This window comes from Flavobacterium sp. (genome assembly GCF_021151785.1).
GTDB lineage: Bacteria > Bacteroidota > Bacteroidia > Flavobacteriales > Flavobacteriaceae > Flavobacterium.
In genome coordinates this window covers 1-11,738 of sequence record NZ_JAGKWP010000076.1, presented here as the reverse complement: position 1 = coordinate 11,738, position 11,738 = coordinate 1, and the positions used below count along the sequence as shown (strand labels likewise).

12 protein-coding genes are annotated in these 11,738 nt (G+C 30.7%); 9 read left to right on the top strand and 3 right to left on the bottom strand.

What is annotated here, in order from left to right:
- Positions 1–41: 41 nt before the first annotated feature.
- Entirely contained in the window at positions 42–2,018 is a 1,977-nt protein-coding gene (locus tag QZ824_RS08525; protein WP_291275595.1) for a dehydrogenase E1 component subunit alpha/beta, read from the bottom strand.
- A gap of 187 nt (positions 2,019–2,205) precedes the next feature.
- On the opposite strand from QZ824_RS08525, the gene QZ824_RS08520 reads away from it, so the two are divergent.
- The 6 genes from QZ824_RS08520 to QZ824_RS08495 all read left to right on the top strand — a co-directional run bounded on the left by QZ824_RS08520 (position 2,206) and on the right by QZ824_RS08495 (position 6,929).
- Positions 2,206–3,159 (top strand): 2-oxoglutarate and iron-dependent oxygenase domain-containing protein, encoded by a 954-nt coding sequence (locus QZ824_RS08520; RefSeq protein WP_291275594.1) that lies wholly within the window; start codon positions 2,206–2,208, stop codon positions 3,157–3,159.
- Positions 3,160–3,241: 82 nt separating this feature from the next.
- Complete coding sequence (locus QZ824_RS08515) at positions 3,242–3,574, top strand: translation initiation factor (RefSeq protein ID WP_291275593.1); 333 nt, start codon at positions 3,242–3,244, stop codon at positions 3,572–3,574.
- A gap of 54 nt (positions 3,575–3,628) precedes the next feature.
- Positions 3,629–4,495 carry a nucleoside phosphorylase gene (locus tag QZ824_RS08510; protein ID WP_291275592.1) on the top strand — a complete coding sequence of 289 codons (867 nt, stop codon included), beginning with the start codon at positions 3,629–3,631 and terminating at the stop codon, positions 4,493–4,495.
- A gap of 92 nt (positions 4,496–4,587) precedes the next feature.
- A complete protein-coding gene (locus QZ824_RS08505) occupies positions 4,588–5,133 on the top strand; it encodes a GNAT family N-acetyltransferase (RefSeq protein WP_291275591.1) in 546 nt (181 codons plus the stop codon).
- Positions 5,130–5,975, top strand: a complete 846-nt coding sequence (locus QZ824_RS08500) for a substrate-binding domain-containing protein (protein WP_291275590.1) — start codon at positions 5,130–5,132, stop codon at positions 5,973–5,975. Before QZ824_RS08505 ends, QZ824_RS08500 begins: the two co-directional genes overlap by 4 nt.
- Positions 5,976–5,999: 24 nt before the next feature.
- Positions 6,000–6,929 (top strand): transglutaminase family protein, encoded by a 930-nt coding sequence (locus QZ824_RS08495; protein WP_291275589.1) that lies wholly within the window; start codon positions 6,000–6,002, stop codon positions 6,927–6,929.
- Here the strand turns inward: QZ824_RS08495 and ung are convergent, their stop codons facing one another.
- Positions 6,930–7,601, bottom strand: a complete 672-nt coding sequence (gene ung / locus QZ824_RS08490) for a uracil-DNA glycosylase (RefSeq protein WP_291275588.1) — start codon at positions 7,599–7,601, stop codon at positions 6,930–6,932.
- 67 nt (positions 7,602–7,668) lie between these two features.
- On the opposite strand from ung, the gene QZ824_RS08485 reads away from it, so the two are divergent.
- From QZ824_RS08485 to QZ824_RS08475, 3 genes are all read left to right on the top strand, one after another.
- Positions 7,669–9,837, top strand: a complete 2,169-nt coding sequence (locus QZ824_RS08485) for a DNA mismatch repair protein MutS (RefSeq protein ID WP_291275587.1) — start codon at positions 7,669–7,671, stop codon at positions 9,835–9,837.
- 49 nt (positions 9,838–9,886) lie between these two features.
- Positions 9,887–10,297, top strand: coding sequence for a thiol-disulfide oxidoreductase DCC family protein (locus tag QZ824_RS08480; RefSeq protein WP_291275596.1), 411 nt, complete (start codon positions 9,887–9,889; stop codon positions 10,295–10,297).
- An 84-nt stretch (positions 10,298–10,381) separates the two neighbouring features.
- Positions 10,382–10,516: a hypothetical protein gene (locus QZ824_RS08475; protein WP_291275586.1), complete on the top strand. Its 135-nt coding sequence runs from the start codon at positions 10,382–10,384 to the stop codon at positions 10,514–10,516.
- A 34-nt stretch (positions 10,517–10,550) separates the two neighbouring features.
- Here the strand turns inward: QZ824_RS08475 and QZ824_RS08470 are convergent, their stop codons facing one another.
- Positions 10,551–11,720, bottom strand: a complete 1,170-nt coding sequence (locus QZ824_RS08470; protein WP_291275585.1) for a proline dehydrogenase family protein — start codon at positions 11,718–11,720, stop codon at positions 10,551–10,553.
- Positions 11,721–11,738 lie beyond the last annotated feature (18 nt).

The following is an 11,738-nucleotide window of genomic DNA, read 5'->3' as shown; positions in this document are numbered from 1 at the left end:
AAATAATTTTTTACGGACTTTTTTGATATATGTTAACTAAGTTAGTAAGTCAACAAATCTTTTAATTCTTTTTCAAATCTTGCTTTAGGTAAATATTGGTCTTCTAGTGCTTTCATAAATGGAATAGCCGACTCTATACTACCCACTCTTTTTACTGGAGCATCTAAATATTCGAAACAATTTTCCATAATCATAGCAGAAATGTCACTAGCAATTCCACCAAATAAGGTGTCTTCTTGTAAAATGATTACTCTATTTGTTTTCTTTACAGAAGCGTAAATAGTTTCCCAATCCAAAGGTTGCAATGATCTTAAATCAATTAAATCAGCTGAAATAGAGGGATTATTTTTCAAAGTTTCTAATGCCCAGTGAACACCTGCACCAAAAGAAATAATGGTAACATCTTTTCCTTCTTGCAATACTGCTGCTTTTCCGAAAGGAATTGTATAATAATTTTTTGGAACATCTTGGTAAACGCTTCTGTATAATTGTTTGTGTTCAAAAAACATTACAGGATTAGGATCATTAATTGCTGTATTTAATAACCCTTTGGCATCAAAAGGAAAAGCAGGATAAACAACTTTTAAACCAGGTGTTTTTGTAAACCAAGCTTCATTAGTTTGAGAATGGAAAGGTCCAGCTTGAGTTCCACCCCCACAAGGCATTCGAACTACAACATCGGAATTTTCACCCCAACGATAATGTTGTTTAGCTAATAAATTTACAATTGGATTAAAACCTGTTGAAACAAAATCAGCAAATTGCATTTCTACAACAGCTTTGTGTCCATTGATTGATAAACCATTGGCTGCTGATACTACAGCACTTTCACAAATAGGTGTATTTCGAACCCTTTCCTTACCGAATTTTTCCACAAAACCTTCAGTGATTTTAAACGCTCCACCATATTCTGCAATATCTTGCCCCATAATAACTAAATTCTGGTGACGCTCCATAGATTGACTTAACGCAGAAGAAATAGCATCAATTACTCGGATATTATCTTTTTCTTCCGAAGGCTCAAATGATTCAAATTCATAAGGTCTGTAAACATCATTTAATTCTTCATCTAAATTTGCAACTAACTCTGGTTCTGCTTGAGTTATAGCCCAATTTTCATCAATTTCTTTTTTTATTGTAGTACGTATTTCTTCATCCAATTCATCAGAAAGTACAGCTGTAAGCTTCAAATAATTTCTGTAATTTTCAATAGGATCTTTTTCTGCCCATAAATCCATTAATTCTTGAGGAACATATTTAGTACCACTTGCTTCTTCATGACCACGCATTCTAAACGTTTTAAATTCTAATAAAACAGGACGTGGATTTTCTTTCATAGAAGCCTTTAATGCTTTAATTTTTGTATATACTTCTAAAATGTTGTTTCCATCAATAATATAACTTTCCATACCATAACCTATACCTCTATCGGCTAAGTTTTCACATCGATATTGTTCATTAGTAGGTGTTGAAAGTCCATAGCCATTGTTTTCAATAACAAAAAGTACTGGCAAATCCCAAACTGAAGCAATATTTAAAGCTTCATGAAAATCACCCTCAGATGTTGCACCTTCACCAGTAAATACAGCCGTTACTTTGCCATTCTTCTTTAATTTATTGGCTAGTGCAATACCATCAGCAACACCCATTTGTGGACCTAAATGAGAAATCATTCCTATGATGTTGAATTCTTGAGTTCCAAAATGAAAACTTCTATCTCTTCCTTTTGTAAAACCAGATTTTTTTCCTTGCCATTGTGAAAACAAACGATGTAATGGAATGTCTCTCGAAGTAAATACACCAAGATTTCTGTGCATTGGTAAAATATATTCATCTTTATCCAGAGCCGCAGTAATTCCAACAGAAATTGCCTCTTGACCTATACCTGAAAACCATTTTGAAACTTTACCTTGTCTCAAAAGAATTAACATTTTTTCTTCTATTAATCTTGGCTTAACTAGCTTTTTATATAAACTGATTAATTCTTCGTTGCTTAAATTTTGTCTTTCAAAAATCATGTAGTTAGTTCATTTGTTTGCCCCAAAATTAATAAAAATAACATTTTAAACGCGTTTTGTTAGAATTTCTTTTTCTTAATCATTTCTTAATTGTTAATAACTTTTCAAAATACATAAAAGAAATATTCTATACATTTGTAAAACAAAGTGATTACAAACTTTGAAGTTATTAACAAATTATTTTTAAATGCAAAAAATTCCAAGTGTAGACTTGCGTGATTTCCTATCGGATGATCCGGTACGCAAACAAAAATTTGTAAATGAAATCGGGAAAGCTTATTCTGAAATAGGCTTTGTGGCATTAAAAGGTCATTTCTTAGATGACAAACTAGTTGAAAATTTATATGCTGAAGTGCGTAACTTTTTCAATTTACCTTTAGAGGTAAAATCAAAGTATGAAATCCCAGGTATTGGCGGACAAAGAGGTTATGTTTCTTTTGGGAAAGAACATGCAAAAGGTCGTTCTGCTGGTGATTTAAAAGAATTCTGGCATTTTGGTCAGTATGTTTCAGAAGGTTCAAAATGGTCAGGTGAATATCCTGACAATGTTGAAGTAACGGAATTACCTAATTTCAATTCTGTAGGTAAAGAAGCTTATCAAATGCTTGAAAAAACAGGAGTTTATGTATTAAGAGCCTTGGCTTTGTACATTGGCTTAGATGAATTTTATTTTGACAAATTCATTAAAGATGGGAATAGTATTTTAAGACCTATTCACTACCCTCCTATCACTGATGAACCTAAGGATGGTGCTGTTCGTGCAGCAGCTCATGGAGATATCAATTTAATTACCCTATTAATGGGAGCTCAAGGTAAAGGTTTACAAGTTCAAAATCATGATGGCGATTGGATTGATGCTATGGCTGAGCCAGATGAGCTAATGATTAATGTGGGTGATATGCTTTCACGACATACAAACAATAAGTTAAAATCTACAATTCATCAAGTGGTTAATCCACCTAGAGAATTGTGGGGAACTTCAAGATATTCAATTCCTTTCTTTATGCATCCAGTGAGCGATATGTCTTTAAATTGCTTACCTGAATGTATTGATGAAAATAATCCTAAATTATACGAAGATATTACCGCTGGTGAATTCTTAACAGAACGATTAATCGAATTAGGGTTAATAAAAAAATAAATTAAAATTTAGCTAACAAATTCCAAATTCCTAACATTTTTGTTTTGGAATTTGGAATTTGTTTTTTGTACATTTACAAATTATGGATTTACAAGAACAACTAAAAAAACTATTTCCAGACCATACTCCATCTGAAGAATCTGAAGCAACAGCTGAAATTGCTCATGAATTATACATTCAAAAGGAGCCAATGATTTGTAAATATGAGAAAAGAAATGGTAAACCTACTACCATAATTTCTGGTTATGAAGGCGAAGCAGAAGATTTCAAGATACTTGCCAAAGAAATAAAGACCAAGTTTGCAGTTGGTGGTAGTATTAAAGAAGGTGAAATTCTACTTCAAGGGGATTATAGAGAAAAAATTATGCAATTTTTAAAAGATAAAGGGTTTAAAACTAAACGTGTTGGTGGCTAATCAACATAAACACACAACAAATATTAATTAAAATTATTTTAAACCAAATTAATTATGATACAAAGTTCAGAACTAATATTAAATCCTGATGGAAGTGTTTATCACATCAATTTGAAACCAGAGCAAATAGCAAAAGATATCATTTTCGTTGGTGATCAAAATAGAGTTGAAAAAATCACTCAACATTTTGATTCTATCGAATTTACAACGCAAAAACGTGAATTTAAAACACAAACAGGTACCTACAAAGGAAAAAGAATCACTGTAATGTCAACAGGAATTGGTCCAGACAATATTGATATTGTTATGAATGAATTAGATGCTCTTGTGAATATAGATTTGAATACAAGAACAGTTAAAGATGAATTAACGTCTTTAAATATTGTACGCGTAGGAACTTCTGGCTCTTTACAAGCCGATATTCCTGTTGATTCAATGGTAATGAGTGCCTATGGATTAGGTTTAGATAATATGTTACGTTCTTATTTGATTGATTCAATTTCTGAAAAAGAGATGGAAGAAGCATTTATCGAACAAACAAATTGGGATTTAAGAAAAGGACGCCCTTATGTAATAGCTGGAAGTGATTCTTTAATTAAAAAATTTGAAAGCAATCAGATTTTTAAAGGTTTTACAGGAACAGCGGGAGGTTTTTATGGACCACAGGGACGAGTTTTACGTTTAAACATCCAAGACCCTAAACTAAATTCTAAAATGGATGCTTTTAATTATAACGGAACTAAAATGACCAATTTAGAAATGGAAACAGGGGCAATTTATGGGCTTGGAAAATTACTAGGACATCAATGTTTATCATTAAATGCAATTATTGCTAATCGTGCTGACGGAACTTTCAGTGAAGATCCTTATAAAACAGTAGATCAATTGATTGAATATACGCTAATGAAACTAACTGAATAATAGGTTTTTAAAAATTGATTTCAATAAAACATTTTAATCTTGATTATTGGTTTGAATTTCAATTTTTAATTTGTTAATCATGCACAAATCTTATGAATCTACTAATTGAAACACCTAGATTAATTCTTAGACCTCTAGAAATATCTGATGCAGAGGCCATGTATGCTATGGATAGCAATCCAAACGTACACAAATTTTTATGGCAAAATCCTACTAAAGATATTTCAGAAACTATTCAAATTATTCACTCTGTTCAGCAACAATATGAGCAGAATGGTATTGGACGTTTTGCAACAATTTTAAAAGCAACAGGCGAATTTATAGGTTGGACTGGAATAAAATTTGTAAATGATCATATTGAAAATGGTAAAACCAATTTTTATGATTATGGTTATCGCTTAAATGAAAATTATTGGAATAAAGGTTTTGCTACAGAGGCATCAATAGCTTGGCTAGACTTTGGTTTTAATCAAATGAATATTCAAGAAATGAATGCTTATACACATGCGAAAAACGACCCTTCCAATCATGTTTTAGAAAAAATAGGATTCCATTTTATGGAAAATTATCCTGATGAAGAAAATATAACATGGAAATGGTGGCAATTAGTGAAGATAAATTATAAAAATGAATCATGAAAACAATAAGAATTGCTGGTGTTCCTGAACATTTTAACTTACCTTGGCATTTATGCATTGAAGGTGGTGAATTTGAAGAAATGGGCATTGATTTACAATGGACTGATGTACCAGAAGGTACGGGTAAAATGTGTCAAATGCTAAGAAATGAAGAAACTGACATTGCAATCATACTAACAGAAGGTATAGTAAAAGATATTGTAGAAGGAAATGATAGTCGAATTGTACAAGTCTATGTTGAATCACCACTTATCTGGGGAATTCACGTAGATAATAAAGCATCATTTTCTTCCGTTTCTGATCTTAAGAACGCGAAAGTTGCCGTGAGCCGCATGGGTTCAGGTTCTCATTTGATGGCCGTAGTGAATGCTGAAAGGCAAAATTGGGATACAAAACAGTTAGAATTTGAAATCGTAAATAATGTGTCTGGAGCCATTGAAGCACTTTCTAATGGGAAAGCCGATTATTTCATGTGGGAAAAATTCACAACTAAACCTTTTGTAGATAATGGAACTTTCAAAAGGATAGGTGAATGTCCTACGCCTTGGCCTTGTTTTGTTATTGCTGTCAGAGATAAGTTTCTAAAAGAAAATGAGGCTATTATTGAACAAATTTTAGACATAATTAACACCACTACTGAAGAATTCAAATATATTCCAAGTATTGATCGAAATTTAGCTACACGTTATGACCAAAAAATTGAAGATATTCAAGAATGGTTGTCAAAAACGCAATGGTCTCAGAAACAATTAGACGAAAAGACCTTTTCAATCATACAAAATCAACTTTTTAATTTAAATTTGATACATAATAAAACAACATATGAAAAAGTGGTATCTTAATTGATACCTTTTTTATTTTAAGAGATGTACAATTGGTTATCAAAATTGACAAACGCACAGACTACTTTTTATAAAAATAAGAAGTGGTCTGTTTTTGTTGTTCTGCTTTTATCGCTTTTAATAACCATTCCTGTTTTTATTTATTTTCGTAAAAATATTGTTGACTTAGATTGGGAAATCCCAATTGATAAATTAGCCCTATTTGGACTTTTATTTTTATTTTTCTTCATCGTATTAATTGTTTTTAGAAAATATATATTTATCTCATTATCATTGTATTTAATTCTATTTACTGCTGCATCACTTGAAGGTAATTACACCTTCTTTAAAGTAATTGACGCCTACCGAATAATTGTATATAATGCTAATGATAATTACGAAAAAGAAGCCGTAAAAGCAAATTTTCTCCTCCCCTTTCCTAATAAAAAAAGAGTTGAGGAAAGTGTAGATTATTTAAATCCTAGGGTTAGAAATTTTGCTTTATATTGTGTAAATAAACATTTTAAAAAAGAAGCAAAAGCACAACCTGAAAACAGAAAATTTATTCAATATTTTGCTGTTTTTACTGAAATAAATTCACGCTGGAACTATGTTAACGACCCTAAAACGGATGAATATTTTGCTAACGCTAGTGAAAGTTTGACCTATTTTTCTGGTGATTGTGACGATCATGCTATTTTAATGGCCGCAACTATTAAATCAATTGGAGGAACAATGCGATTAATTCATACAGGCAAACATATGTATCCTGAACTATACGTTGGAAAAGCAAAAGATCTTGAACAAGTGGTTTATATCATTAAAAATGAACTTTTTAAACAAATCACAAAAGGAAAAGTACTGTTTATTCATCGAGATGAAGATGATAAAATTTGGTTAAACATGGATTACACAGCACATTATCCTGGCGGCCCATTTTTAGGCGAGGAAATTTTAGGAATTTTAAAACTTTGATTACCACTCTATTTCTTTTTTACCTTGTTTTTTTAATATTTGATTTGTTTTATTGAAATGATTATTACCAAACCAAAAACCTCTATTTGCACTTAAAGGAGAAGGATGACCACTTTCTAAAATAAAATGTTTTTGAACATCTATGAGTGTTTTTTTCTTTTGTGCAAAACCACCCCAAAGTAAAAAAACAATACCATCTTTTTCTTTAGATATAAATTCTATCACATGATTGGTAAAGGTTTGCCAAGGAATATTTTTATGACTATTTGGCTCATTTTGTTTAACAGTTAATGTTGCATTTAACAACAATACACCTTGATTTGCCCAACGCTCTAAATTACCAGAATTCGGAAAAAAAACTGTGTTTTGCGAATTTTGAATTTCTATAAATATATTTCTTAGACTAGGTGGAATTGCAACACCCTCTGGAACAGAAAAAGCTAATCCATGTGCCTCTCCTGCTCCGTGATAAGGATCCTGACCAATAATTACCACTTTTAAATTTGATAAGGAACAATATTTAAATGCATTAAAAATTTGTCCTATAGGAGGATAACAGACACTTTGTTTATAAGCTAATTCTACTTCTAAAAGAATTTCATTAAAATATGTTTGCTCTTTTTCTTTCTCAAAAAGTGCAGACCAAGATGAATCAACTACTATATCTAACATAAAAGTGGAAGCTTTATTTTTTACAAAGATAATTACTTTGTAAATTTGCTTTTTATCTTGTTAAAAAATGATTGCTATAAACGAAAAGACCCTAAAAGATTTAGAATTTCATACGCTACTTCAAACTATTTCAGAAAGTTGTAATACTGAAATCGGAAGTGAAAAAGCGTTACAAATTCAACCTTTCAAAGAGAAAGAAACATTACTAGCCGAACTAGCTTATACAAACGAGTATTTAGCTTCTTTTTCAAATAACAATGCTTTACCTAATCATGGGTTTGAAACCATTACACAAGATTTGAAACTCTTAGCTATTGAAGATAGTTTTCTGGAATTAGCAAGTATTCGTAAAATTTATCAAATCAATAAAACGGCTAATCAATATATTATTTACCTGAAAAAATTCAAGGATTATTACCCGCAATTATTTCAAAAATCATTACAAATTGAATTTACAACTGTTATTGCCAGAGCAATCGATGAAATTGTAGATAAATATGGTGAAATTAAAGACGACGCTTCACCAGATTTGATTAATATTAGACGAAATATACAATTAGTTCGAGGTAAAATCAATCAAAGTTTTGGTATGGCCTTGTCACATTATAACTCATTAGGCTATCTTGATGAAATTAGAGAAACCATAGTAGACAACCGACGAGTACTTGCTGTTTCGGCCATGTATAGAAAGAAAGTAAAAGGTACAATTTTAGGTAATTCAAAAACAGGCAGCATTGCATATATTGAACCCGAAGCTACGTTAAAATTTTCAAGAGAACTTAATAATTTAGAATATGAGGAAAGAGAAGAGATTATCAAAATTTTAAGGAATTTATCAGCTTGTATACGCCCCTACGTTTCTACGCTACTTCATTATCAAAATTTTTTGAGTGATATTGATGTCATTGCTTCAAAAGCAAAATATGCACGAAAAATAAATGGTGTACTTCCAACAATAACTGAAGAAAAAAAGCTTTTTTTTAAAGAAGCTTATCATCCAATTCTATTTTTAAAAAACAAAGAAGAAGGCAAAGCTACTTTTCCCCAAACTATTGAACTAGAAAACGAAAACCGAATTATAGTTATATCTGGCCCAAATGCAGGTGGAAAAACAATTTCGCTTAAAACGGTAGGTTTATTACAATTGATGCTACAATCAGGGATGCTTATTCCAGTGCATGAAAGAAGTCAGACTTTTTTGTTTGATCGAATTTTAACAGATATTGGAGACAATCAATCTATTGAAAATCATTTAAGTACATATAGTTATCGTTTAAAAAACATGAATTATTTCTTGAAAAAATGTAATGCGAAAACTTTATTTTTGATTGACGAATTTGGTACTGGATCTGACCCAGAATTAGGTGGTGCATTAGCCGAAACTTTTTTAGAGGAATTTTATGCACGTGAAGCTTTTGGTATTATTACAACACATTATACCAATTTAAAAATTTTAGCAAATGAACTACCTTTTGCAAGTAATGCAAACATGCTATTTGATGAAAAATCGTTAGAACCGATGTTCAAACTTCACTTAGGGCAACCGGGTAGTTCCTTTACATTTGAAGTTGCTCAGAAAAATGGTATTCCTTATGGACTAATCAATCGTGCTAAAAAGAAAATTGAAAATACAAAAGTACGTTTTGATAAAACCATTGCTACACTACAAAAGGAGCGCTCTAAACTTGAAAAAACATCTACTATTTTAAAAGAAGAAGAATCCAAGGCCAGAGAAGAAAGCCAAAAAATGGAAAAAATAAATGCAAAGATTCAAGAGAAATTAGAACGCTATCAAGAAATGTATGATGCCAATCAGCGATTGATTTACATGGGGCAAAGAATTGATGATATAGCAGAAAAATATTTTAATAACAAAGATAAAAAGTCACTTATTGGAGAATTTTTAAAGATGGTTGAGATTGAAAACTCAAAAAGAAAAAAAATATCTGCAAAAGAGAAAAAGCAAAAAGAAGTAATCGAAAAACAAGTTGTAGCCGAAGTTAAGGAGAAGGTAGAAGAAATTAGAAAAGAGAAAAAAGAGAAAAAAATAAAAGAACAAAAAGCTGAGGAAAACAAACCAAAAGTTACTTTGAAAATTGGTGATCGTGTGCGCATGAAAGAAGGTAAGTCTATTGGAACAATTGATAAAATTGAAAAAAATAAAGCTATTGTAAATTATGGAATTTTTACTTCAAAAGTTGCTATTGATGAATTAGAATGGATTCAACCTCTTTAAAAGTTAAGTTAAATTTGGCTTATTTATTTATATTTTACCAGATTGATTAATTATGGAATTTCCAGAAAATAAAAAAATTGTCCTTTTTGATGGGGTTTGTAATTATTGTGATGAAAAAGTTAACTTCATAATAAAACATGATGAACAGGATATTTTCCGTTTTGTAGCTATTCAAAGTGAAAAAGGACAAGAAATCATAAAGTATTTAGGAATACAGCCTACTTTTGATAGTATTATTTTATATGAACCTGGAATTGCTTATTACGTCAAATCAGAAGCAATTTTTACTATTTTAAAAAATTTAAAGTCATCCTATAAATGGATTTTAATATTCAATTTAATGCCTTATGCAATAATAAATTTGGTTTACGATTATATAGCAAAAAATAGATATAAATGGTATGGAAAAAAAGATACTTGTTTGATACCATCACCAGAAATAAAATCAAAATTTTTATAATATTAAATCAGAAGTAACTGATAATTATCATGTTATTTAATAATTATAGATGTTAAATTTGATTAAATTTTAAAACTAACTCCTATGAAAAATTTATTTGTGCCTTTGTATTCTTGGAGTAACGGCGCTATTATAATGACAGTTGTTTTTGCATTAGTTATTATAGCCTTAGTTGGCGCTGTTTTTTTTATGATGAATAATAATGAAAAAAAAGACTAAGCTCTAGCTTAGTCTTTTTTTATAGAAATGATTCTTATTTCAATTTTCTTCTATTTCTCTCGGCAATAATTAAAGACAATTCTCTTCCAGTTTGTCCAGCAACTGATGTGTTTTCTTGTGCTCGTCTAATTAAATAAGGCATAACATCTCGAACAGGGCCAAAGGGCAAATATTTAGCTACATTATAACCTGCAGCAGCCAAATTATAGCTGATATTATCACTCATTCCATATAATTGACCAAACCATACTCTTTTATCATCCTTAGAGAGGCCCTTTTCAATCATTAATTTCATAACTAAATAAGAACTATCTTCATTATGAGTACCCGCAAAAATTGCCATTGATTCAATATGCTCCATCATGTAGCTAACTGCAGCATTAAAGTTGTCGTCAGTTGCTTGTTTAGATGAACAAATAGGATTTTTATACCCTTTTTCTGCTGCACGTTTTGCTTCTTTTTCCATGTATGCACCACGAACCAGTTTCATACCAATGTGATATCCCTTTAATTTAGCACGTTCATGTAAACTTTTTAGATAATCTAAACGATCCCAACGATACATTTGTAAGGTATTAAAAATCAAAGCTTTTTCTTTATTATACAGCTCCATCATTCGCTCAACCAACTGATCAGCAGCATCTTGCATCCATGTTTCTTCACCATCAATTAAAATAGTAACATCTTTATCAAAGGCATATTGGCAAACCTTTTCAAAACGAGCCACTACTCTATTCCACTCACTTTGTTCAGAAGAATTCAAAGTTAATTTTGCTCCCACTTTTTCATACAAATCAATTCTTCCTAAACCAGTAGGTTTAAAAACAGCAAAAGGAATAGCCTGACTGGCTTTAGAAAAATCAATCGTACGTAAAGTCATTTCTAATGCAGCATCAAATTGTTCCTCCTCTTCTTTACCTTCCACAGAATAATCAAGAACAGAAGAAACTCCTTTAGCATACATTTTATCAACAACTTTTAAGCAGTCTTGTTCATTGATACCTCCACAAAAATGATCAAAAACTGTTTTTCTAATCAATCCTTCAACAGGTAAGTGCAGTTTCAAAGCAAAATTAGTTAATGACGTTCCTACTTTAACTAGAGAGGGATTTCCAATCATTTTAAATAAGAAATGAGCTCTATTTAATTCCGCATCAGATTTTAAAATGAAGGCATTTTCAGTATTATTAAATATTTTTTCCATTTAAAGTTATTTGTTTCA